The following is a 24,016-nucleotide window of genomic DNA, read 5'->3' as shown; positions in this document are numbered from 1 at the left end:
GAAGAGTGACGTGAAATCGATCGACAAGACCATGTCCGCGGCGGACATCGTCGCCGAACTGCGCGACGGGATGACGCTCGGTATCGGCGGCTGGGGGCCGCGGCGCAAGCCGATGGCGCTGGTGCGCGAGATCCTGCGCTCGAACCTCAAGGATCTGACCCTTGTTTCATACGGCGGGCCGGACGTCGGAATGCTGTGTGCTGCGGGCCGTGTGCGAAAGCTGGTCTTCGCCTTTGTGTCGCTCGACGTCATCCCGCTCGAACCCTGGTTTCGCAAGGCGCGCGAGGCGGGGGCGATCGAGGTGCTCGAACTCGACGAAGGAATGTTCCAATGGGGACTGAAGGCGGCGGCTTTCGGCCTGCCCTTCCTGCCGACGCGCGCCGGCCTCGGGACCGACCTGGCCGATCTCGGCGGCCTCCGCCACGTCCGCTCGCCTTATGATGATGGCGAGCTGTTGATCGCCATGCCCGCGTTGAAGCTCGACGCCGCGCTGTTGCACGTGAACCGCTCCGACCGGCGCGGCAACGTCCAGCTGTTTGGCCCCGATACCTATTATGACGAATGGTTCGCGCGCGCCGCCGAACGCTGCTTTGTGTCCTGCGAAGAACTCGTCGACCGGATGGAGGAATCCTATCCCGACGATGCGCGGGCCAACCTCTTCGAACGCTGCTTCGTCACCGGGGTGGTCGAACGGCAGGCCGGCGCCCATCCGACGTCGATGCCGCCGCATTATGGCTGGGATATGGGCGCTCTCAAGCAATATGTCGAAGCGGCGCGCGAACCGGGCGAATGGGCCGCGGTCGCCGATCGCTTCGTCGGCGGCGACGAGGATCGATATCTTCGGGGCTTTGGCGGAAAGGAGGCGGTGGCGGAGCTCCCGCTGCCGATATTCTGATGCGCGACATCACGCTTGCGGATCTTTGCATATTCGCCTGTTCGGAAGCCTTTCGGACGCCGCGCGAAATTGTTGCTACCGGAATCGGGCCGATCCCGCGCATCGCCGCCGGGCTTGCCAAGCTCACGCATTCGCCGGGGCTGATGATGACCGACGGCGAGGCGTTCCTTGTCGAGCAGCCCGTGCCCATCGGGCCGCGCGGCGACCATGCGGTGAAGGCGTCGGGGTATCTTCCTTTCTCGCGTTTCTTCGACGCCGCGGTCTGGTCGGGCCGGCGGCACGCGATGGTTACGCCAACGCAGGTCGATCGCTTTGGCCAGACGAATCTCTCGGCGCTCGGCGGCACCCATGCACAGCCTAAGGTGCAGATGCTCGGCGTTCGCGGATTTCCGGGCAATTCGATCTATCATCCGAATTCAATGTTCATTCCCGCGCATTCGCCGCGCGTGTTCGTCGAAGGCGAAGTCGATATGGTGTCGAGCGCGGGATATAATCCCGCCAAGCGGATCGACGGGGGCAATTATTCGGGCATCGATCTGCGCCTGATCGTTACCGATCTGTGCGTGATGGACTTTGGCGGCACCGATCATGCCGTTCGCGTCGTTTCGCTTCACCCCGGCGTGAGCTTCGACATGGTGCAGGCGGCGACCGGCTTTCGGGTCGAAAAGGGCGCGCTTGCCGAAACGCCGCTTCCGGACACCGACGCCCTCGCGATCATCGACCGGCTCGACCCCCACAATATCAGGGCAGGCGTGTTCAAGGACAATCCCCCGGCCAGGAGAGCAGCCGCATGAACGACGATCTGATCGCGCCGGTCGACGAACCCCCCGTATATGAAACCGCCGAACCCGTCCTTTATACGGCGGCGGACGGGATTGCCTGGGTGACGCTCAACCGCCCGCAGTTCCACAATGTCCAGAACAGCCAGATGACCTATGCGCTCGACGATGCGTTCGTGCGCGCGGTCGATGACGATGCGGTCAAGGTCGTCGTGCTGAAGTCCGACGCCAAGCATTTCAGCGCCGGACACGATATCGGCACGCCCGGCCGCGACTTTCATTCGAGCGTCGAGCGCCGGTTGATGTGGTACGACCACGCCAACAAGGCCGGTGCAGAGAAGGCCTATGCGCGCGAGCAGGAACAATATCTCGGGATGTGCAAAAGATGGCGCGACATCCCCAAACCGACGATTGCGCAGGTCCATGGCGGGTGCATCGCGGGCGGCCTGATGCTCGCCTGGGTGTGCGATCTGATCATCGCTTCGGACGACGCCTTTTTCCAGGACCCGGTGCTGCAAATGGGTTTTCCGGGGCTCGAATATTTTGCGCATTGCCACGAACTCAATGTCCGGCTCGCGAAGGAATTTCTCTTTCTTGGCGAACGCATGAGCGCCGCTCGCGCCTTGCAGGCGGGGATGGTGAACCGCGTCGTTCCGCGCGCCGAGCTGGCCTCCGAAGTCGAGCGCGTCGCCGCGCGCATCGCGCAGCAGCCGCGGCTGGCGCTGCAACTCGCCAAGCAGGCGTGCAATCACATGGAGACGCTGGCGGGCAAGAACGCCGGAATCGACGCCGCCTTCGGTTATCATCATTTCGCGCACGCCAACAACACGCTGGTCAAGGGCGACTATATAGCGGGTTTCGACGGCAAGAAGATGGCCGAGCAGAACAAGCGCCAGGCGAGCGGGGACTGAGCCCTTGGCCGATGTGCTCGCCACGCCGCTGACGCAAAGGCTCGGCTGCCGGTTGCCCGTGATCCAGACCGCGATGGGCTGGATCGCGACGCCGGCGCTCGTCGCCGCTTCGAGTAATGCGGGCGCGTTCGGCTTTCTTGCGGGCGCCGTGATGCGGCCCGCCGAACTCGGCGAAGCGATCGCGCTGCTCAGGGATCTGACCCCGCATGGTTTCGGGGTCAATTTCCATAGCTTTCAGCCCGGCGCGGCCGAGATCGTCGAGATCATCCTGGCCCATCGCGACCGGGTGCGTGCGGTCAGTTTCGGGCGCGGCCCCGATGCCGCCATGATCGCGCGCTTTCGCGATGCGGGCATCCTGTGCATCCCCACGGTCGGAGCGGTCAAGCACGCCGAAAAAATGGCGGCGCTCGGGTGTGAAATGATCACCGTGCAGGGCGGCGAGGGCGGGGGACACACGGGCGCTGTCGCGACGACGGTGTTGCTGCCCCAGGTGCTCGACGCGGTCGATGTGCCGGTCGTTGCCGCGGGCGGCTTTGCCGACGGGCGCGGCCTTGTGGCGGCGCTTGCCTATGGCGCAGCCGGGATCGCGATGGGGACACGCTTTCTGATGACTTCCGACAGTCCCGTTCCGGCGGCGGCCAAGGCGGCCTATACCGCGGCGGGCACCGGCGAAATCGCGGTGTCGACCAAGATCGATGGCCTTCCCCAACGCATGATCGTGAACCCCCTCCTCCGCCGTATCGAGGCGTCGGGGCGGATCGGCATGGGGATGCGTGCGGTGGAGGCGGGCCTCGCGATGAAGCGCCAGACCGGCATGACGTGGCGCGAGGTGCTGGCGGCGGCCCGCGCGATGACGAGCCACGGCGATCTTTCGCTTGCGCAGGCGATGATGGCCGCTGCGGCGCCGATGCTGATCCAGCGCGCCGTGGTCGCGGGCGATACGCGCAATGGGTTGATGGCGACGGGGCTTGTCGCGGGGCGGCTGCGCGACCTTCCGAGCTGTGCCGAGCTGGTCGGCCGGATCGAAAAGGATGCGCGCGGACGCATCGCCGCGCTGACGGGTTGAGGGAGCGAGCCGATGGGTATCACATGCACGATCAGCGACCGCATCGCGGAAATCATTTTCGATGTCCCGCCGGTCAATGCGTTCGACAGCGCGACCTGGCTGTCGATTCCCGATATCGTCGCCGGGGCCGCGCGCGATCCGGCCGTGCACTGCATCCTGATCCGCGCAGAGGGTCGAGGTTTCTGCGGCGGCGTCGACATCAAGGAGATGCAGGCGCATCCCGAACGGATCACGTTGCTCAATCGCGGCAACTATCTGACCTTCAAGGCGATCCGCGACGCCGAAATTCCGGTGATCAGCGCGGTTCACAAATTCGTGATCGGGGGCGGGATCGGCATCTGCGGCGCGTCGGATACGATCATCGCCGCCGACGACGCCTATTTTTCGCTTCCCGAGGTCGATCGTGGCGCGATGGGCGGCGCCAGCCATTTGTCGCGTATGCTGCCGCTCCACAAGGTGCGCGCCGCCTTCTTTACCGGGGGCAACATCGGCGCAGACGAGGCATGGCGGCTGGGCGCCGTCGAACGCGTCGTGCCGCGCGCCGATCTTGAGAGCGAGGCGCGCGCCTTTGCCGCGACCGTCGCGTCGAAAAGCCGCAAGGCGCTCGTCATCGCCAAGGAGGCATTGAACGGCCTCGAGGCCCGCGACGTCGACCGCGGTTATCGCTGGGAACAGGGCTTCACGCTCGAAATGTACATGCACGAGGATTCGCAGAAGTCGCGCGATGCGTTCGTCGAAACGGGGAAAGCGGCCGAATTCTGATGCAGCTTTCCTATACACCCCGACAGGACGCTTTCCGCGCCGAAGTGCGCGACTGGCTGGCGGCGCATGTGCCGCCGGAGCCGCTCGTCACGCTCGAATGCCGCTCAGGATACGACCAGCATGTCGAGTGGGAACGCCAGCTCGCCAAGGGAAATTGGGGAATGGTGACATGGCCCGCCGAATATGGCGGACGCGGGCTCGACCTGATCGAATGGTTGATCTTCGAGGAAGAATATTGGGCGGCGGGGGCGCCGCTTCGCGCCAATCAGAACGGCATTTTCCTGCTGGGCCCGACCATCATGGAGTTCGGCACGAGTGAGCAGAAAGCGCGCTTTCTGCCCGCAATGGCGCGCGGAGAGACGATCTGGGCGCAGGCTTGGTCGGAGCCGGGGGCGGGCAGCGACATGGCGGCGATCAAGGCGACGGCCCGGCGCGAGGGCGATGTATACATCCTCAACGGGCAAAAGACCTGGTCGAGCCGCGCCAGTTTCGCCGACTGGGGTTTCGGCCTGTTCCGTACCGAGGCGGGGAGCAGGCGGCACAAGGGGCTTTCCTTCCTGCTTTTCAACCTCGACACGCCCGGCATCACGCGGCGTCCGATCCGCCAGTTGCACGGAAATCCTGGCTTTGCCGAACTTTTTTTCGACGAAGTTCGCGTGCCGGTCGAAAATCGCCTTGCCGCCGAGGGAAGCGGCTGGTCGGTTGCGATGGCGACCGCGGGGTTCGAACGCGGCTTGATGTTGCGTTCGCCCGGCCGCTTCCAGGCTACTGCAAGCCGGCTCGTCGACCTGTTCCGCGCGCACAGCGACAAAGCCTCTCCGGCCGCGCGCGAGGCGGTCAGCAAGGCGTGGATGGATACGCAGGCCTATGCCTATAACACCTATGCGGTCGCCGCGAAGATCATGGCTGGCGGATCGATTGGCGCCGAAGCGAGCCTGAACAAGATTTTCTGGTCGGAGCTCGACCGCGCGATGCATCGTACGGCGATGCAATTGCTGGGTGCCGCGGCCGAGCTGCGCCACTTTGCCGATGGCCGGATCAACGACTGGCTCGATGGTTACATCTTCTCGCTGTCGGGCCCGATCTATGCAGGATCGAACGAGATTCAGCGCAACATCACCGCCGAACGCCTGCTCGGATTGCCGCGTGTGGGAGCGGGCTGATGGACTTTCGTATCGCACCCGACAGCCTCGAACTTGCCGATGCGGTGCGGCAGTATCTGGCCGGAACCCATGGAACGGACGTGCTGCGCCGACTCGATGCCGAAGGCAACCGCGATCCCGCGATCTGGTGCGGACTCGCGGAGATGGGGCTCACCGGGCTGCTGGTGCCGGAGGCCGAGGGTGGGCTGGGGCGGAGCCTGCTAGACGCCGCGCTGATCGCGCGCGAATGCGGCCGGGCGTGCCTTGCCGAGCCGCTCGTCGACACGGCTCTGGTTGCCGTTCCCTGGTTGCTTGCACGAAACCAGACCGACGAAGTGGCTGCGATCGCGGGCGGCGAGCGGCGCTTTCCTCTGGCTCACAGGATCAACGGCTGGGTCGCGGATGGCACTGGCGAGGCGATCGCCAGCGTCGATCCGCTCCGCAATCTCGCGGCCCTGCCCGCGACCGACGATGCCGACCCGCTGCTGCTCGACCTCGGCGCGTTGATGGCGGCGGCGCAGCTTGTCGGCCTTGCCGAAGCGATGCTCGATCAGGCGGTCGATTATGCCAAGATTCGCGAGCAGTTCGGCCAGCCGATCGGCGCCTTTCAAGCGATCAAGCACAGGCTTGCCGATGTTGCGGTGGCGCTCGAATTTGTGCGACCCGTACTCTGGCGCGCCGCGACGGCGATGGACGACGGGCTTTCGAGCGCTTCGCTCCACATCAGCCATGCGAAGGTCGCTGCGACCGATGCAGCCTATCTTGCGGCCGAAACCGCGATCCAGGTCCATGGCGCGATGGGCTACACCTATGAAGTCGATCTGCATTTCTGGATGAAGCGCGCCTGGGCGCTGGGCGGCGCATGGGGGAGCCGCGCCTTTCATCAATCGCGTGTCGACCACGCCGTCATCGGGGGCGCGCAGCGGATCGGCCCCCGCCACACATTCGCATAAGGATAAAGCCCGTGAGCGAAGCCTATATCATCGATGCCGTTCGAACCCCGATCGGGCGCAAGAAGGGAAGCCTGGCGGCGCTGCACCCCGCCGACCTTGGCGCACACCCCATTCGGGCGCTGATCGAGCGGGCGGGCATCGATCCGGCCGCTGTCGACGACGTTGTCTGGGGATGTTGCGACACAATCGGTCCGCAGGCGGGCGACATCGGCCGCACCGCCTGGCTCGTCGCCGGGTTGCCCGAACATGTCCCCGGCACGACGATCGACCGGCAGTGCGGATCGTCGCAGCAGGCGGTGCATTTCGCGGCGCAGGGGGTGATGAGCGGGACGCAGGATCTGGTCGTTGCCGGCGGAAGCCAGGCGATGAACGCGATCCCGATTTCGGCCGCGATGATCGCGGGCCAGGCGCATGGGTTCGGCGACCCCTTCACCGGGTCGCCGGGCTGGGTGGATCGTTATGGCGACGGTCTGCTCAACCAGATCAGCTCGGCTGAAAGGATCGCCGAAAAATGGGCGATCGACCGCGCCGCGATGGAGGAATTTGCGTTCGAGAGCCATCGGCGTGCCGAGGCGGCATGGCAGCAGGGTTGGTTCGATGCCGAGGTTGCGCCGCTCGCCGGACTGACGCGCGACGAGACGATCCGCCCGCAGACGACGATCGAAGGGCTCGCCGAACTGCGCCCGGTGCAGGAGGGGGGCAGGGTGACAGCCGGCGTCGCGAGCCAGAATTGCGACGGCGCCGCGGCGCTTCTCATCGCATCGGATCGGGCGGTGAAGGACCATGGATTGAGGCCGCGCGCGCGCATTCATCATCTGTCGGTGCGCGGTGATGATCCCGTCTGGATGCTCACCGCGCCGATCGCCGCGACCCGTCATGCGCTGAAAAAGGCGGGCATGACGGTCGGCGACATCGACCTGTTTGAATGCAACGAAGCCTTTGCCAGCATCCCGATGGCGTGGATGCGTGAGCTCAATATTCCGCACGACAAGGTCAATGTCCAAGGCGGGGCGATCGCGCTCGGCCACCCGCTCGGCGCCACGGGCGCGCGGCTGATGACCACCTTGCTCGGCGCGCTCGAACGGACCGGCGGCCGGTTCGGATTGCAGACGATGTGCGAGGGCGGCGGACAGGCCAACGTGACGATCATCGAAAGGCTTTGACGATGCCGATTTGCACCGGGCGGACCGTGATTATCACCGGCGCGGCGCGCGGCCTTGGCCGGGCCTATGCGCTCGCCTTTGCTGCCGAGGGCGCCAATGTCGTCGTGAACGATATCGGTACCTCGCTGGGCGGCGAGGGGCGCGACACAAGCGCCGCCGATGGCGTGGTGGAGGAAATTGTCGCTGCGGGCGGCAGCGCGATCGCGAACCACGAAGACGTCACCGACTGGGATGCGGCCAAGCGGATCGTCGATACGGCGATCGATCGTTTCGGGGACCTCCATGTTGTCGTGAACAATGCCGGGATCGTTCGCGACCGGATGTTCGTGTCGGCGACGCCCGACGAATGGGACGCGACGATGCATGTCCATCTGCGCGGTCATTTCTGTCTGTCGCGGCACGCGGTCGATTACTGGCGCGCCAAGCAGAAAGCGGGCGCGGATCCCGCTGCGCGTATCATCAACACCTCGTCGGGGGCGGGACTGCAAGGGTCGATAGCGCAGGCAGCCTATGCGACCGCGAAGGGCGGGATCGCGGCGTTGACGCTGGTTCAGGCGGCCGAGCTGGGGCGCTATGGCATCACCGCCAACGCACTCGCGCCGTCGGCGCGCACACGGATGACCGAACAGGCGTTCGCCGAGAAGATGGCGACCGCCGGGCAGGCGTTCGACACGATGGACCCCGCGAATATTGCCCCCACGGTGGTTTGGCTGGGCAGCGAGCGGTCGGCGCATGTGACGGGCTGTGTCTTTGAACTGGAAGGCGGCAAGATCGTGATCGAGGACGGCTGGCGCGAAGGTCCGATGGTCGATGCCGCACGGCGCTGGACGCCTGCCGAGATCGGTGATGCCGTCGACCGCCTGCTCGCCGAGCGCGTGCCGCCGCGCAAGGTTTGGGGCGCCGGCTGACATGGACTTCGCCTTCACCGACGAACAAAGGATGATCGCCGAAACCGCACGCGGCCTGTTCGGGGGGCAGGCAACGAGTGATCGGGTGCGGCGCGCGATGGCGGCCGATGGCATCGATCGCGATCTTTGGAAAACCTATTGCGGTGAACTTGGCCTGTCGGGCATCGGCATTGCAGAGGAGCTTGGCGGCCTCGGGCTCGGGCTCGTTGAACTCGCGATCGTCGCCGAAGCCGCGGGCGCCGCTGTCGCGGCCTTGCCGATGCTCGGCAGCCTGGCGCTGTCGGCGCAGGCGATCGCGCACGGCGGCAGCGCGACGCAGCAGGCCGAATGGCTTCCCCGGCTTTTGTCGGGCGATGTCATTGCCGCTTTTGTCGATGATGGCGCTATTCGGGCCGTCGGCGACCGCCTGACCGGAGCATGTGATTTCGCGGCGCACGGGGCGTCGGCAGAACTTCTGCTTGTCACCGACGGCGAAGGGGCCTGGCTGGTGGTGGGCGATGATCCGCGCGTGCGGGTGCGCCGGCTGACCACGATGGATCAGACGCGTCCCTATGCGCGGGTTGAGCTGGACGGGGCGCGCGGCGCGCGTCTTGCCGATCCCGTCGCCGCGCTGCAAGCGGCGCGCAACGCGGGATATGTGGTTATCGCTGCCGAGGCACTGGGCGGGGCGCAGGAATGTCTCGACCGCACCGTTGCCTATGCAAAGGAGCGCGTCCAGTTCGGCCGGCCGATCGGGTCGTTTCAGGCCTATAAGCATCGCTTGGCGGACATGATGATCGCCATCGAACAGGCGCGATCGGCGGTCTATTGGGCAGCGTGCGCGGTCGATGAACGTGCGAGCGACGCGTCGCTCGCGGTCCACGCCGCCAAAAGCTTTGCGGCCGATACCTATTTCCGCTGCGCGGGCGACATGATTCAGCTGCACGGCGGTATCGGCTTCACCTGGGAACATGACGCGCATCTGTTCTTCAAGCGCGCACGCGCGCTTCAGACGATGCTTGGCAGCGGCGCGTGGCACCGCGAAGCGATCGCGGCGATGCTGTTCGGGGACGCCGCATGAAGCTTGGTTTTTCCCGCGAGGACGAGCTATTCCGGCAGGAATGCGCCGACTGGTTGTCCGGCCAGATGGCGGGCGAGTTCCGTGACATCAAGGGCATCACGACGTTGACCGGCGCGATCGAACGCCGCAAGGAATGGGAACAGCAGCTTGCGGCTCATCGCTGGTCGTGCATCGGTTGGCCCGAAAGATGGGGCGGGCGCGGCGCGAGTTTGGCGCGACAGGTCATCTTTGCCGAGGAATATGCGCGGGCCGGGGTGCCGGGGCGGATCAACCATATCGGGATCGAACTGGCTGGGCCGACGTTGCTCGCGTTCGGCACCGCACAGCAGCAGCAGCGCTTCCTGCCCGATATTGCCGCCGGGCGGACGATTTTCTGTCAGGGGTTTTCTGAACCCGGAGCGGGGTCCGACCTGGCGAGCGTGCGGACGCGCGCGCGGCTGGACGGCGGCGAATGGGTCGTCGACGGCCAGAAGATATGGACCAGCCTTGCGCATTATTCGGACTGGATATTCGTCATCGCGCGGACCGAGGAAGGTTCGCGGGGGCCGCGCGGGTTAAGCTTTCTGATGATGGAAATCGACCAGCCGGGGATCGAGGTCCGCGGTATCCGCCAGATCAACGGCGAAGCGGAGTTCAACGAAACCTTTTTCACCGGGGCACGCTGCGCCAGCGACAGCCTGATCGGCGCCGAAGGCGACGGGTGGAAGGTCGCCATGGGGCTGCTCGCCTTTGAACGCGGGGTTTCGACGCTGGGGCAGCAGATGGGGTTCCGGAACGAACTCGACGCGATCATCGCCGCCGCGCGCGCCAATGGCGCGGCGCGCGACCCGTTGATCCGCCAGCGTATCGCGGCTGCCGAAATCGGCCTGCGACTGATGCGTTACGGGGCGCTGCGCATGTTGTCGCGCACCGATCATGCCACGATCGATGGCGCAGCGCTCACCTACAAGATCCAGTGGGCGAGCTGGCGCCGCTCGCTTGGCGAACTCGCGATGGACGTTCTCGGGCAGGCGGGCGAAGTGACGGACGCTGCCGGTTACGAATGGCCGCTGCTTTCCAACCTGTTCCTCTATTCGCGGGCCGACACCATCTATGGCGGGACCAACCAGATCCAGCGCAATCTGATCGCCGAGCGCGGCCTTGGGCTGCCGCGTGAACCGAGGGGAGATTTATGACGATTCCAGCCTATCCGGCCCCGCGCGATCTGTTGAAGGGGAAAACGGTCGTCGTCACCGCCGCGGCGGGCACGGGCATCGGCTTTGCGGTCGCCCGGCGGGCCGCCGAGGAAGGGGCACGTCTGCTGATCAGCGACATCCATGAAAAGCGGCTTGCCGAAGCCGCCGACCGTATCGCCGAAGCGGTCGGTGCACGTCCCGCGACGCGTCTTTGCGACGTGACCGATCAGGCGCAGGTCGACGCGCTGCGCGATGTCGCGCTGGGCGAACTTGGCCATGTCGACGTGCTTGTCAACAATGCGGGTCTGGGCGGCGAGGCACCCGTCACCGAAATGACCGACGATCAATGGCACCGCGTTCTGGACGTGACGCTTACCAGCGTGTTCCGCATGAGCCGGGCATTCCTGCCCCATATGTACGGGCGTGGCGAGGGGGCGATCGTCAACAATGCCTCGGTGCTCGGCTGGCGCGCGCAGAAGGGGCAGGCCCACTATGCCGCGGCGAAGGCAGGCGTCATGGCCTTCACCCGCTGTTCGGCGGTCGAGGCTGCCGAGCATGGCGTCCGGATCAACGCGGTGGCGCCGTCGATCGCGATGCACGCCTTTCTGGCCAAGGTGACGAGCGACGACCTGCTCGCCGACCTCTCCGCCCGCGAAGCCTTCGGCCGGCCGGCCGAGGTTTGGGAAGTCGCCAATGTGATGATCTTCCTTGCGTCCGACCTCGCCGGCTACATGACCGGAGAGGTGGTGTCGGTTTCGAGCCAGCGGGCCTGACGGTCGTGACCGCGCGCATCTTCGACACGCCCGCCGCGATGCTCGGCTGCGAAGGCGAAATATTCGCGCCGACCGACTGGCTGCTGATCGACCAGGCACGCGTCGATGGTTTTGCCGACGTCACCGGCGATCGTCAGTGGATTCACGTCGATCCCAAACGCGCGGCCGCCAGCCCGTTCGGCGGCACGATCGCCCACGGCTATCTGACGATGAGCCTTGTGAATTTTTTCCTGCCGCAACTTATCGAGGTGCGCGGGTTCGCCCATGCCGTGAATGTCGGCGCCGACCGGCTGCGCTTTCTGGCCCCGGTACCGGTCGGACGGCGGATTCGCGGACGGGGCGAGATGCTTTCGGCGAGCGAAATCAAGGGTGCCGTCCAGTCGGTGATCCGCGTCACGATCGAGATCGAAGAGGGTGACAGGCCGGCCTGTGTCGTCGATACGATCAGCCGCTATTATCCGGAGCAGCGATGACCCGTCCGCTTCCCGCCACCATTCCGCATCTTGTCGAGGCCGCCGCCCGCCATCGGGGCGCCGCCGCCGCGCTGATCGAAGAGGATGTCCGCTGGAGTTACGACGACGTCTGGCGCGAAGCCCGGATCGCCGCATCGGCGATGCTCGCGCACGGTCTGGGCGATGGCGACCGCGTGGCGATCTGGGCGCCCAATTCGCGCCGGTGGATCGCTGCGGCCGTGGGCGCGATGATCTGCGGCGCGGCGATCGTGCCGCTGAATACGCGGCTCAAAGGGGGCGAGGCGGCCGACATTCTGCGCCGCACCGGCGCGAAGCTGCTGTTCCTTGTCGGCGAATTTTTGGGCACCGATTATCGGGCCTTGCTCTCGGACCAAAAATTGCCGTCGCTTTCGCACGTCATTTGCCTGCAGAGCGACTGGGACGGTTTTCGCCGCGCGGGCGACGCGGGCGATCCGCGAGTCGACGCTGCGATGCAGCGCCTGACGCCCGATCATGTTTCCGACATATTGTTCACCAGCGGGACGACGGGGCGCGCCAAGGGGGTGCTGTCGTCGCATCGCAACGTGGTGCCGATGGTGTGGGAATGGGCCGAACTCGTCGGGCTGGAAGAGGGCGATCATTATCTGATCATCAATCCCTTCTTCCACAGCTTCGGCTATAAGGCGGGCTGGGTTGCGGCCTTGCTGCGCGGCGCCGCGATCTATCCGGTCTCCAGCTTCGATGTCCGCCGGGTCGCGCGCTTGATCGAGCGCGAACGGATCAGCTTCCTGCCCGGCCCTCCGACCATCTATCAGTCGCTCCTCGCCGCGAAGGCCGAGAATGATTTCAGCACAGCCTCGCTGCGCGGCGGCGTGACGGGGGCCGCGTCGGTGCCCGCCGATCTTGTCCGGCGTATGCGCAGCGAGCTGGGGCTCGTCGATGCGGTCACGGCCTATGGCATGACCGAGTGCGTCTTCATCACCGCGTGCCGGCGCGGCGATCCGGTCGAACTCGTCGCCGACAGTTGCGGCCGGGCGATGCCGGGGGTCGAGCTTCGGATCGTCGACGATGCGGGCCGGGCGCTTGGCGCCGGCGAAACCGGCGAGATATGCGTGCGCGGCGCGGGTGTGATGCTGGGCTATCTCGACGATCCCGCCGCCACCGGCGAGGTAATCGACGAGGACGGGTGGCTTCGCACCGGCGATGTCGGCATGCTCGACGATGCCGGTTATCTGCGCATCACCGACCGCAAGAAGGACATGTATATTTCGGGCGGTTTCAACGTCTATCCGGCCGAAGTCGAAAATATGCTCTGTTCGCATCCCGCCGTTGCCCAGGCCGCGGTGATCGGCGTGGGCGACGAACGGTTGGGGGAGGTCGGGCGTGCCTTTGTCGTCCTGCGACCGAACGCCGACGCCGACGCCGATCAGATCCTTCAATGGGCGCGGCAAAATATGGCCAACTACAAGGCGCCTCGCTTTGTCGAAACGGTCGGTGCGCTGCCGCTCAATGCCTCGGGCAAGGTGGTCAAGGACGAGCTCCGGCGCCTGTCCTGACAAAGCCCTCGGCCGCACCCCGAACAGGGTTCGCGCCCGACGCGCTTGATCCGACGACGAACGATGAAGCGACGGCCCGCGTGCCGTGCGATCCGCGCCGCCGCCGCGCAATGCCCGCACTGCGACCGCGAGGCCGATCGGCCGCAGCGCCGCGCCGTCCGTTCGCGCCCCGACATTCGCCACAGGGGTGAACAGTGTTGTGACAAAGGCGCGCTTTACGGCCATCGAAGCTCGGTTATCGTCCGTTCAGCAATCGGGCCGAAAAGAGAAAGAAGCCCGGGAGTCGGCGGCTGAAAAAGCCGCCCGTGGGACGAGGGAGAATTTATGGCATATCGGAAAACTGCCCTTTGGGCGGTCATGGCCGCCACGGCCTCGAGCGCGTCGATGGCGATGGCGCAGGACGCGCCGTCGGACGACGCCGGGTACGGCGCCGCCGCCCCCGAGGGCGATATCGTCGTCACCGCGCAACGGCGCGAGGAGCGGCTCGTCGATGTTCCCATCTCCGTCTCCGCGGTCAGCAGCGCCGCGATCGACCGCGCGCAGGTCCGCAACGTGTCGGACATTGCGACGGTCGTTCCCAACATGCAGATCAACGAAACGATCGGCAACAGCTTCGGCCCGCTGATCACGATTCGCGGCCTGTCACCATCGGCCGATACCAGCCTTGCCCGCGATCAGCCGGTGGGCCTCTATATTGACGGCGTGCCGATCGGGAAGTCGACGGGGGCGGCCTTCGACACCGTCGATCTCGAGCGCGTCGAAGTGCTGCGCGGGCCGCAAGGCACGCTTTATGGCAAGAATACCATTGGCGGCGCGGTCAATCTGATCACGCGCAAGCCGAGCGGCGAATTTGGCGGGCAATTTCTTGCCGGCGCGGGCAGCTGGGGGCAGTTCAACCAGCGGTTGTCGGTCGACCTGCCCGAAGTGGCGGGTTTCAGTGCCAAGGTCGGGGTGATCACCAAGCTCGATGGCGGCTATTACCGCAACGCGGTGCGCAAGAAGAATTTTGGCGAGGAAGAATTGTGGGCCGCGCGGGCCGACCTTTTGTGGCGTCCGTCGGACAGCTTCAGCGCGCTCTACAGCTATGATATTTCGGACAGCAAGGGGACGCCGAACCAGCTTGCGGCCACCGCCGTCACCGGATCGGGCGCGACCGCTTTTCTCAATGCAATGCTGCGGCCCTATGTCGTTTCCGGCCGGACGCGCGAGATCGGGGCGCAAAGTGCGATCCACAGCAACTACCGCACCAACGGCCATGCGCTCACGATCGAATGGGAGCCCGGAATCGGCGACCTGACGCTGAAGTCGATCACCGCACGGCGCACGGCCATAACGCGGTCCGCGAGCGATTTCGACGGCAGCCCGCTCGATCTGCTCCGCATCATTCTCGACAATAATTACAAGCAGTTCACACAGGAGTTCCAGGCGATCGGAACCGCTGGCGACTTCAAATATACACTCGGCGCCTTCTATCTCGACGATGAGTATGACGTGTATAATCCGCGCTGGAACTTTCAGTTCGGCGGCAACGCCTTCGACATCAGCGAGCGCGGCGGGCGCTCGAAATCCTATGCGGGCTATGGCCAGATTGCGTGGACGCCGCAGGCGCTCGACGAACGGCTGACCGCATCGGTCGGCTTGCGCTACACGCGCGAATCCAAACGCGCCCGTGAACTGCTGCTGTCCAATTCGGCCTATCGCGTCAATCCCGCGGCGCCCGGATCGGGCGTGTTCGTACGCGACGCGAACGGCAATCCGGTGACGCGCAGCGGCCAGCCTGCCGCCGGAGCGCGGCCGGGCGCGGGCGGGATTGGCTATACCGATCTCAGCCCGCTCGAAAACTCGGGCGTCTGGAAAAGATTTAATCCCGAATTGAATATCCTCTACAAATTCCAACCCGATTTTTCGGTCTATGCGCGCGTCGCGACGGGCTTCAAGAGCGGCGGCATCAATGATACCGCGGCGACCAATGCCGCGTTCATGACGCCCTATAATCCGGAAAAACTGACCTCGTTCGAAATGGGGATGAAATATGCGGGGCTGGGCAATGCGCTCAACCTGAACGCCGCGGTCTATCATTCGATCTACAAGGATTTTCAGGCCGGCGTGTTCGTCCCATCGCTGGTAACGACGAACATCATCAACGCGGGCGAGGCAAAATTTACGGGATTCGAGGTCGAAGGGACGCTGCGCCCGGTCGACGGCTTCACGATCAATTTCGGCGGCGGTTACGTCGACGCGCGCTACACCGATTTCACCCTTCCCGACGGCACCGACGTCACCGACACCTATGTGCTGTCGCGCGTGCCCAAATGGAATTATCAGATCGGTGCCCTTTACCGGCACGACATCGGCGTGGGTCGGATCGAGGCGAGCCTCAACTACAGCTGGCGCAGCAGTCAGTTCTCGTCGATCACGCCCGACCCGCTGGCCAAGATGCCGTCTTACGGGCTGCTCGACGGGCGCCTCGCGCTCACCGAAATCGGCCTTGGCGGCGGGACGAGGGCGGAGTTTGCCTTGTGGGGCAAGAACCTGACCGACAAGGAATATAAGGTCAGCGCAATCAACCTCAGCATCCTGACGCTCAGCCAATTTGGCGATCCGCGCAGCTTTGGCGGAGAATTGCGCATCCGCTTCTGATTGGCGGCGCGCGGTGCCAGTGACGTCCTTTCCCCCGCCTGCGGGGTCGCGGTGGGTGCTGCCCTTTCTGGGGGCAGTCACCTTCCTGACTGCGATCGGCAACATCGGCCTGGTATCGGTGATGCCGGCGATCGGCCGGATGCTGCATATTCCAGACTATCTGGTCGCCGGCATCTTCTCGCTCTCTGCGCTGACCTGGGCGGTCAGTTCGCCCTTCTGGGTGACGCGAATCGGTCGCGGCGGTCCCGTATTTTATATTCGCGGCGGACTCGTCGGCTTCGTGCTGTCGATGGCGGGCTGCGCCCTGGCGGTGGAGCTTGGCCTGCTTGCCATTTTGCCGCCGCTCGCGACCTTTGGTTGCTTCGCGGTGCTGCGCTCGGTCTATGGTCTGCTGGGGTCGGCGGCGGCGACCGCGACGCAGGCCCTCGTTGCCGCCCGCACCGACGGCCCGCAACGCACGCGGGCGATCGCCGGCCTGGCCGGTGCGCTCAGTCTGGGAACGATCGTCGGCCCGGCGATCGCCCCTGCGATGATGGTCGATCCGCTGGGGCCATTGGGTCCGATGCTTGGCTTCGCCCTGTTCGGTCTGCTGGCGCTCGCCGGAACCTATCTGTACCTGCCCGCCCGGCCGGTGGGGCAGGGTGCGGTCCCCGGAGGCGCGCACGGACCGTCGCTGACCGCGGTGTGGCGACGCCCGGCGATCGGCCGCCATCTCAATTTCGGGCTGTTGCTCTGCTCGGCGCAGGCGATCAACCTGTATACGATCGGCTTCGCGATCCTCGACCGAACGACGCCCGGATCGCTGACGGCACAACAGATGATCGGCATCGCCATGACCGCCGGCGCGATCGCCGCGTTGCTCGCTCAGTGGGGGCTTGTCCGCCTGCTGTCGCTTTCGCCGCTGGCGATGATGCGGGCCGGCGCGGCACTGGCGTTCGCTGGCAATATTCTGGCGGTGGCGGAAGGCGCCGTCGGCGCGGCCGTGCTGGGGTTCGTCCTCGCCAGTTTCGGCTATGGGCTGTCGCGGCCGGGGTTCAGCGCCGCGGCGTCGCTCGCGGGGTCCGCGAGGGAGCAGGTGGGCATCGCGTCGGCGATCACGCTGATCGCGGGGGCGTCGATCACCCTGCCGCCGATCGTGGCGTCGATCGCCTATCAGGGCTGGCGGCCGGCGCCTTTCGCCATTGCGGCCGCGATCTGCGCGGTACTGCTGCTCGACCATCTGGTCCGGCCTATTGTCCATGAAGAGCAATAGTGCGTTGCCGTCCGGCCCCTTTTTCCGGCGCGCGAAGCGCATAGTGTCGAACCATCGTCATACACCGGGTGCGGCCCGCCGCGGCTGTCCGCCGGGCATGCACGGAAAAGATTGAAGCGGAGAGATTTTCATGGACCGTTATCTTGTCATCTCGTCGGACGGCCATGTCGGCCTCCCGCCCGAGCGTTATCGCGACTATCTCGAATCGAAATATCATCAGCAGTTCGACGACACGGTCCAGCTCGAGATCAAGGCGCGCGAAGAGCATGAAAAGCGCTTCCTGATCGACGATTTCAACACCAAATGGCGCGCGCGCGTCGGCGACGGGCTGGAAGGCGCGTGGGACGGCACGATCCGCAACCGCGTGCTCGATCAGGATGGGGTCACGGCCGAAGTGCTGTTCCCCGACGGTATCACCGAACGCAACGCACCGCCCTTCGGCGCCGACATCGGGCTGAAACCGAATGCCGCGCGGGCCGAACTGCAATGGGCGGGTGCGCGTGCGCACAATCGCTGGCTCGCCGAATTCTGCCAGGATGATCCGCACCGCCGCATCGGCCTTGCCGTCATCCCCGCCCTTTACGATCTCGACGAAACCGCGAAGGAGATAGAATGGGCGCGCAAGAACGGCCTCAAAGGTGTGTTCTTCCCGGCGCTGACCGAGGGATATGATCTTTACAATCACACCAAATATCACCGCATCTGGGCGATGCTTCAGGACATGAATATGCCGTTGCATTTCCATTCGGGGGGCGCGCCGGCCTATGACACGACACAGCCCGGCTGGATCGGCACGTATCTTTGCGAATTCGCGTTCTGGATGACGCGGCCTTTGTGGTCGATGACATTCGGCGGGGTGTTCGAGGAATATCCCCAGCTCAAGGTCTGCTTTACCGAAGCGGGCGGCGAATTCTGGTTCCCGTGGGTCATGCAGCTCATGGACATACGCGCCTCGGCCAAGCACACCAGCGGGAAGCTCGGGGACTATTATGCCAATATGAGCATGAAACCGAGCGAATATTTCGCGCGCAACGTCTGGGTCGGCTGTTCGGCGCTGCCCGACGAGGAAACGACGCAGGCCTATTACGACATCGGCGTCGATCGGATTCTTTGGGGCACCGACTATCCGCATCCCGAGGGAACCTGGCCCAGCACGCTCGAAAAGATGACGGTCAGCCTTGGCGGTCTGCCCGACGACGATATTCAGGCGATGCTCGGGATCAACGCGCTCGACGTTTACGACATCGATGCCGACGCGCTGTGGAAGGTGGCGGGCGAGATCGGCCCGCGCCGCGAGCTCTTCGTCAAGCAGGCGGCCGAATAGGCGCATATGGCCCATTCGCCGGGGGCGGCCCGATAGCCAATTGCATTCGGGCGCCTGCTTGATAGCATCCCGGCCTTTGGGGGTGAACGATGTCGAGCTGGCGCGGAATCGAGGAATTTCTGGCGGTTGTCGAACAGGGCAGTTTCACTGCCGCCGGCGATCATCTGGGGGTTTCCAAATCCTATATCAGCAAGACGGTGCACGAACTGGAAGAGCGGCTGGGCGTCCAGCTGCTTGTCCGCACCACCCGCCGCCTGTCATTGACCGGCGCGGGCGAAAGCTTTCACCGCGAATGCGCCGATCTGCAGATCCGCCTCGGCGAGGTCGAAAAGCAGGTCGGCCGATATAGCACCGAACCCGTCGGGCGCCTGCGCGTGGGGCTGAGCGACATTTTCGGGTCGGATTTCATGTCGGCGCTGCTCGCCGAATTCAGCGCCGAACATCCAGGCATCCTGATCGAACCGATAGCCTATCTCAACGAGAATGAGATTGTGCAGGAGCGTTTCGACGTCGTCATCCGTTACGGCGCGCTGCCCAATTCAAATCTGCGCGCGCGCACGTTCGGCTATCTGTCCTATTGCCTGTGCGCCGCGCCCGCTTATGTCGCCGCGCGCGGTTGGCCAGAAACGCCGCAGGATCTGGTCGAACACGACTGCCTGACCGATCTCAGCGCGACGGTCAGCTTTAACGACGACGTCCACATAAAGGTCAATCCACGCTGGATGAGCAACAGCGGCATCGCGCTGCGCAGCGCGGCGCGCAAGGGGCTCGGCATCGCAAGCCTGCCGGTCAGCATCGTGCGTCAGGACCTGGCGAGTGGCGGGATGCTCGCGCTCGACGCCGACTGGTCCTTTTACGACCGGAAATGCTGGGTGGTCTATTCGCCGGGGATCATGTCGGTCGCGACGCGCGCCTTCATCGACTATCTGGTCCGCCAATTCTCGCGTGTGAAGGTGCGCCCGTCGATGGCGGCGTCGCTCGCGGCGCGTTACTGACCCACCCCACCCATCATTGTTCGTCCCTGCGCACAAACTGTGCGCCATTTCAGTCTTACGTCTGACGACGCAATCGATACACTTGGCCAACAAGAGCGGCCCGGAAAAAGGGCGGCCATCCGGGAGACTGACGTTGCCAAAGGTTGAACGCTTTCCAATGCCCATTCCCTATGGCTGGTTCGGGGTCGGTTATGGCGCCGAGTTGAAGGTGGGCGATGTCCGGCCGGTTCACTATTTCGGACGCGATCTCGTCCTTTTTCGCGGCGAGGGCGGCGAAGCGGGCTTGCTCGATGCCTATTGCCCGCATCTGGGCGCGCATATGGGGTATGGCGGGCAGGTCGACGGCGACAGCCTGCGCTGTCCTTTTCACCATTGGGCCTTCCGTCCCGACGGTTTTTGCAGCGCGATCCCCTATGCCAAAGCCTTTCCGCCGCGCGCCAAGCGCGAGCCGCTCGCGAAATCCTATCCCGTGGTGGAAAAGAGCGGCGTTATCTGGGCCTGGTATCACCCCGATGACCTGGCCCCGATGTTCGACGTTATTGATTATCCCGAATTCACCGACCCCGCCTTTGCCGAGCCGGTGAAGCGCGAATGGCGTTTTGCCAGCAACCCGCAGGAAATTGCCGAAAACGGCGTCGACGTGGCGCACTTTGCCTATGTGCACGCGATGGATGCGGTCCCCGAGGGCGAGACCGATTATGACGGCGTGCGCCGGCGCAGCGTCGCGCGGGGCCACCGCACGATCGACCTGCCGACGGGCGAGCGCAAGCAGCTCCCCTATTCGGTCGAGACGGTGCAAAACGGGGCGGGGCAGAAGTTTACGCGGCTGAGCGGACTCGTCGAGCTTTCGCTTCTTGTCATCGCAACGCCGGTCGAGGCCGACGATGTCGAACTTCGCTTCTGCTTCACGCATCCGAAGGTCGAGCCGGGATCGCCGCAGGAAAAAGCGATCGAAGCGGCGATCGAGAATACCTGCGGTCAAAAGGGCGTCGAGGGCGACATTCCGATCTGGCACAACAAGATTCATCGAGCCCGGCCGTTCCTTTGCGACGGCGATGGCCCGATTCTGCGCTTCCGCCGCTATTTCGAGCAGTTTTATGCCGAAGGCCCCGACGGAAGCCGTCTGGCTGAAGCGGCCGAGTAAGCCTCATTCATACCGTGCGGAACCATCCGCTGACTGCGCCCGCGGGCGCCATTGGGAGAAGTTCGATGTCCAGATTGCGCTATGTCCAGGGTCCGGTCGAAACGCGTGCGCCGGGGATGCTCAAAAATACCGTATACGGCATCCGCGCCACATACGAAACCGATCCAGAGGTGATCGCGGCGCTGCTTCCGCAGCCCTTGGTGGCGATCGAACGTCCCGAAATCTGGTTGCAGATGGTTCATGTAGCGATGCACGTGACCGAAACCGACACCGTCGAGATCGGCGCGCTCACCGTCGGGGTCAATTGCACCCACGAAGGCGCGCCGGGCGCTTATTGCTTTCACATGGCGATGGAGGGCGAAACCGTCGTAACCTCGGGGCGTGAGCGTTTCGGCGAGCCTAAGAAGATCGCCGAGACGCATTTCGAGCGAAAGGGCGATCACCTCCGCGCCACCTGCTCGCGCCACGGCATTGCCTATTTCGAGATCGAGGGCACCATCGGCGAGGCGATCGACGCACCGCTGGCGTTCGAGGAGCATCTTTTTTGCTACAAGGGCATGCCGTCGATCGACACGCCGGGGCAGTTCGACGGTGACGTTTTCCTGACCCGTCTCAACTGGCAGCGCAACTACAGCGGCCGCCGCGCGATGACGGGGACGATCACGCTCCGCGAATCGCCTTATGATCCGCTCGCCGACATCCCGGTCCGCCGTCTCGTCGACATGGAATATGTTGAAGGGGGTACGGCGACCGGGGGTACGCTGCTCCGCAAGGTGCCGGGCGAATGGATCGCGCCGCACTGGGTCGGGCGCCACGACGACCCGCGCAATATCGGCCTCGAGCTCGGCGCACGGAAGGCCGCCTGATGGACGATTTCGCGGGCCGGGTAGCTGTTGTGACCGGCGGAGCAAGCGGCGTCGGCAAGTGTCTGTGCGCCGACCTCGCCCGTGCCGGGGCGCATGTCGTGATCGCCGACATCGATCCGGGGCGGCTCGAAACAGTGCGCGCGGAGATCGACACGCTCGGCGAGGGCGCGGTTCTTGCGATTGCCTGCGATGTGACAAAAGAGGCATCGGTTCGCGCGCTCGCCGAGCGTGTCTTTGAACGCTTCGGCACGGTGCATCTGCTCTTCAACAATGCGGGCGTCGGACTGGGCGAGGCGCAGCGCAAGATATGGACATTGCCGCTCAGCGACTGGCGCTGGGGCGTCGATGTCAATGTCCTCGGTGTCGTCCACGGGATCGCCGCCTTCGTGCCGTATATGCTCGAGGCGGGCGAGGAGGGGGTGGTGATCAACACCAGCTCGACCAATGGCGGGCTGCGCTCGCTGCCCAACACGCCGATCTATGCCGCGACCAAGGCGGCGGTCACGAGCATTTCCGAAGTGCTGCATCAACAGCTTCTGCGTGAAGGCGGCAAGCTTCGCGCCGCCATTCTCTTTCCGGGCCCGCACACGGTCAATACCGGCATCATGGCATCGGGCGAGGTGCGCCCGGCCGATTATGTCGAAAATGAAACGCAGACCAAGGTTGCCTATCGGACGATGGAGGATCTGGTGCGTACCACCGGGCTGAAGCTCGAATTGACCGAGCCCGAGGAGGTGTCGGCTTTCGCGCTTGACGGGGTGCGCGCGGGGCGGTTCTGGCTGTTGCCGGAAAGCGAGGAGAATGACGTGCTGATCGCTGCGCGCACCGAACAGATATTGGCGCGGCGGGACCCGCCCCCGGCATGGTGAGCGCCGCGGCGGCCGACGCGCGAACGGCGGGTGCCGCGCCCTCTCGCGGCGTCTATCGCTGGCTGGTCGTCGCGATCCTCTTCGTCGGCTATTGTTTCAGCGCGATCGATGCGCGCGTGCTGACCTTGATGGTCGAGCCGATTCAGAAGGATCTGGGGCTCAGCGATTTCGAGATCAGCCTGCTGCAAGGTTTCGCCTTTTCGCTCCTCTACAGTGTCGCCGCGCTGCCGATCGGGCGTTTCGTCGACCGCACGAAGCGTCGCGCGACGCTGATCGTGTGGGGCGTGCTCTTCTGGTCGCTGATGACAGCGGCGTGCGGTTTCACCAGCAGTTTCATCGGACTGTTCCTCGCGCGGGTCGGCGTGGGGGTGGGCGAAGCAACGCTCAGCCCGACGGCCTATTCGCTGATCAGCGACTATTTCGAACGGCGGCGGCGCGCGCTGGCGATCAGTTTTTATGCGATCGGCTACCCGATCGGCGGCGGGCTTGCGCTGCTCTTCGGCGGCTGGTTGCTGGGCTATTTCACCGACGCGGGGGGCTGGACGTTGCCGCTCCTCGGTAGTTTCGCGCCGTGGCAGGCGGTGTTTCTGTGCGCCGGGGCGCCGGGGCTGATCATCGCGGCGCTCATGCTTCTGATCCGCGAACCCGTCCGCCAGGAGGTCGCGGCCGATCTCTCCGCCAAAAGCAGCATTCGCGAGGGGTTTGACTATATTTCGCAACGCTGGACGCTTTTCGGGTCGCTGATCGGTTCGCTCAGCCTGATTGCCCTCCTTGCGATCGGTACGGCGCTCTGGTTCCCGACCTTTCTCATTCGCAGCTATGGCATGACACCGGCCGAGGTCGGCCTTTCCTATGGCATGGTGATGCTCGTGTGCGGGACGGTCGGCACGCTGTCGGGCGGCTGGTTGGCGGGACGGCTGATGCAAAGCGGGCGCGCCGACGCCAACATGCGCGTCGTGCTGATCGCTACGGTTTTGAAGGGATTGCCGTTGATCGCCGCGCCGCTCATGCCGACCGCCTTTCTTTCGCTGACCATGATGGCTGTCGGCACGTTGATCGGCCAGGCGTCGCAGGGTGTGATGCTGACCGCGATCCAGGACGTGACGCCGAACCAGCTGCGCGGGCAGGTCACCGCAATCTCGCTGCTCTGCGTCAATTTGATCGGCACCGGTCTTGGCGCCAGCGTCATCGCTGCGATCACCGATTTCGGCTTCGGCGATCAGGCTGCGCTCGGCTATTCGATCGCCATTGCCGGCGCGGTGGTTCTGCCGCTCATCGTGGCATTGCTGCTCGTCGCCTTACCGCACTATCGCCGCGCGGTCGAGGGTTGA

Annotated in this window: 22 protein-coding genes; all 22 read left to right on the top strand. The window is 65.0% G+C overall.

Annotation, left to right across the window (positions count from 1 at the left end):
* The first annotated feature begins 10 nt into the window (after positions 1-10).
* The 22 genes from RIA72_RS02195 to RIA72_RS02090 all read left to right on the top strand — a co-directional run bounded on the left by RIA72_RS02195 (position 11) and on the right by RIA72_RS02090 (position 24,016).
* Positions 11-895, top strand: a complete 885-nt coding sequence (locus tag RIA72_RS02195) for a CoA transferase subunit A (RefSeq protein ID WP_350030717.1) — start codon at positions 11-13, stop codon at positions 893-895.
* Positions 895-1,689, top strand: a complete 795-nt coding sequence (locus tag RIA72_RS02190; protein WP_350030716.1) for a CoA-transferase subunit beta — start codon at positions 895-897, stop codon at positions 1,687-1,689. The genes RIA72_RS02195 and RIA72_RS02190 overlap by 1 nt, the downstream gene beginning before the upstream one ends.
* Positions 1,686-2,585, top strand: a complete 900-nt coding sequence (locus RIA72_RS02185) for an enoyl-CoA hydratase (protein ID WP_350030715.1) — start codon at positions 1,686-1,688, stop codon at positions 2,583-2,585. Before RIA72_RS02190 ends, RIA72_RS02185 begins: the two co-directional genes overlap by 4 nt.
* Positions 2,586-2,598: 13 nt before the next feature.
* Positions 2,599-3,651, top strand: coding sequence for an NAD(P)H-dependent flavin oxidoreductase (locus tag RIA72_RS02180; protein ID WP_350030810.1), 1,053 nt, complete (start codon positions 2,599-2,601; stop codon positions 3,649-3,651).
* 12 nt (positions 3,652-3,663) lie between these two features.
* Positions 3,664-4,413: an enoyl-CoA hydratase family protein gene (locus RIA72_RS02175; RefSeq protein ID WP_350030714.1), complete on the top strand. Its 750-nt coding sequence runs from the start codon at positions 3,664-3,666 to the stop codon at positions 4,411-4,413.
* Positions 4,413-5,576, top strand: coding sequence for an acyl-CoA dehydrogenase family protein (locus RIA72_RS02170; protein ID WP_350030713.1), 1,164 nt, complete (start codon positions 4,413-4,415; stop codon positions 5,574-5,576). Before RIA72_RS02175 ends, RIA72_RS02170 begins: the two co-directional genes overlap by 1 nt.
* Complete coding sequence (locus RIA72_RS02165) at positions 5,576-6,508, top strand: acyl-CoA dehydrogenase family protein (RefSeq protein ID WP_350030712.1); 933 nt, start codon at positions 5,576-5,578, stop codon at positions 6,506-6,508. Before RIA72_RS02170 ends, RIA72_RS02165 begins: the two co-directional genes overlap by 1 nt.
* Before the next feature lie 11 nt (positions 6,509-6,519).
* On the top strand, positions 6,520-7,671 hold the full coding sequence (locus RIA72_RS02160) for an acetyl-CoA C-acetyltransferase (RefSeq protein WP_350030711.1): 1,152 nt from the start codon (positions 6,520-6,522) through the stop codon (positions 7,669-7,671).
* A gap of 2 nt (positions 7,672-7,673) precedes the next feature.
* On the top strand, positions 7,674-8,579 hold the full coding sequence (locus RIA72_RS02155) for an SDR family oxidoreductase (protein ID WP_350030710.1): 906 nt from the start codon (positions 7,674-7,676) through the stop codon (positions 8,577-8,579).
* 1 nt (position 8,580) lies between these two features.
* Positions 8,581-9,639 carry an acyl-CoA dehydrogenase family protein gene (locus tag RIA72_RS02150; RefSeq protein WP_350030709.1) on the top strand — a complete coding sequence of 353 codons (1,059 nt, stop codon included), beginning with the start codon at positions 8,581-8,583 and terminating at the stop codon, positions 9,637-9,639.
* Positions 9,636-10,814, top strand: a complete 1,179-nt coding sequence (locus tag RIA72_RS02145; protein ID WP_350030708.1) for an acyl-CoA dehydrogenase family protein — start codon at positions 9,636-9,638, stop codon at positions 10,812-10,814. Before RIA72_RS02150 ends, RIA72_RS02145 begins: the two co-directional genes overlap by 4 nt.
* Complete coding sequence (locus RIA72_RS02140) at positions 10,811-11,587, top strand: SDR family oxidoreductase (protein WP_350030707.1); 777 nt, start codon at positions 10,811-10,813, stop codon at positions 11,585-11,587. The genes RIA72_RS02145 and RIA72_RS02140 overlap by 4 nt, the downstream gene beginning before the upstream one ends.
* Positions 11,588-11,592: 5 nt before the next feature.
* Complete coding sequence (locus RIA72_RS02135) at positions 11,593-12,060, top strand: MaoC family dehydratase (RefSeq protein ID WP_350030706.1); 468 nt, start codon at positions 11,593-11,595, stop codon at positions 12,058-12,060.
* Positions 12,057-13,595 carry a FadD3 family acyl-CoA ligase gene (locus tag RIA72_RS02130; RefSeq protein WP_350030705.1) on the top strand — a complete coding sequence of 513 codons (1,539 nt, stop codon included), beginning with the start codon at positions 12,057-12,059 and terminating at the stop codon, positions 13,593-13,595. Before RIA72_RS02135 ends, RIA72_RS02130 begins: the two co-directional genes overlap by 4 nt.
* A gap of 324 nt (positions 13,596-13,919) precedes the next feature.
* Positions 13,920-16,235: a TonB-dependent receptor gene (locus tag RIA72_RS02125; protein ID WP_350030704.1), complete on the top strand. Its 2,316-nt coding sequence runs from the start codon at positions 13,920-13,922 to the stop codon at positions 16,233-16,235.
* A 19-nt stretch (positions 16,236-16,254) separates the two neighbouring features.
* Positions 16,255-17,487: an MFS transporter gene (locus RIA72_RS02120; protein ID WP_350030703.1), complete on the top strand. Its 1,233-nt coding sequence runs from the start codon at positions 16,255-16,257 to the stop codon at positions 17,485-17,487.
* A 130-nt stretch (positions 17,488-17,617) separates the two neighbouring features.
* Positions 17,618-18,811 (top strand): amidohydrolase family protein, encoded by a 1,194-nt coding sequence (locus tag RIA72_RS02115; protein ID WP_350030702.1) that lies wholly within the window; start codon positions 17,618-17,620, stop codon positions 18,809-18,811.
* 89 nt (positions 18,812-18,900) lie between these two features.
* Positions 18,901-19,806, top strand: coding sequence for a LysR family transcriptional regulator (locus tag RIA72_RS02110; protein WP_350030701.1), 906 nt, complete (start codon positions 18,901-18,903; stop codon positions 19,804-19,806).
* A gap of 157 nt (positions 19,807-19,963) precedes the next feature.
* Positions 19,964-20,950 carry a Rieske 2Fe-2S domain-containing protein gene (locus tag RIA72_RS02105; RefSeq protein ID WP_350030700.1) on the top strand — a complete coding sequence of 329 codons (987 nt, stop codon included), beginning with the start codon at positions 19,964-19,966 and terminating at the stop codon, positions 20,948-20,950.
* 65 nt (positions 20,951-21,015) lie between these two features.
* The gene (locus RIA72_RS02100; RefSeq protein WP_350030699.1) at positions 21,016-21,816 is read left to right on the top strand and encodes an acetoacetate decarboxylase family protein; all 801 of its coding nucleotides are present in this window, start codon (positions 21,016-21,018) and stop codon (positions 21,814-21,816) included.
* Positions 21,816-22,685 (top strand): SDR family NAD(P)-dependent oxidoreductase, encoded by an 870-nt coding sequence (locus RIA72_RS02095; protein ID WP_350030698.1) that lies wholly within the window; start codon positions 21,816-21,818, stop codon positions 22,683-22,685. Before RIA72_RS02100 ends, RIA72_RS02095 begins: the two co-directional genes overlap by 1 nt.
* The gene (locus RIA72_RS02090; RefSeq protein WP_350030697.1) at positions 22,679-24,016 is read left to right on the top strand and encodes an MFS transporter; all 1,338 of its coding nucleotides are present in this window, start codon (positions 22,679-22,681) and stop codon (positions 24,014-24,016) included. Before RIA72_RS02095 ends, RIA72_RS02090 begins: the two co-directional genes overlap by 7 nt.

It is taken from the genome of Sphingopyxis sp. (assembly GCF_040216815.1).
Classification (GTDB): domain Bacteria; phylum Pseudomonadota; class Alphaproteobacteria; order Sphingomonadales; family Sphingomonadaceae; genus Sphingopyxis.
Note: the sequence above shows the minus strand (reverse complement) of the source record. Positions and strands in the feature narration are given on the sequence as shown.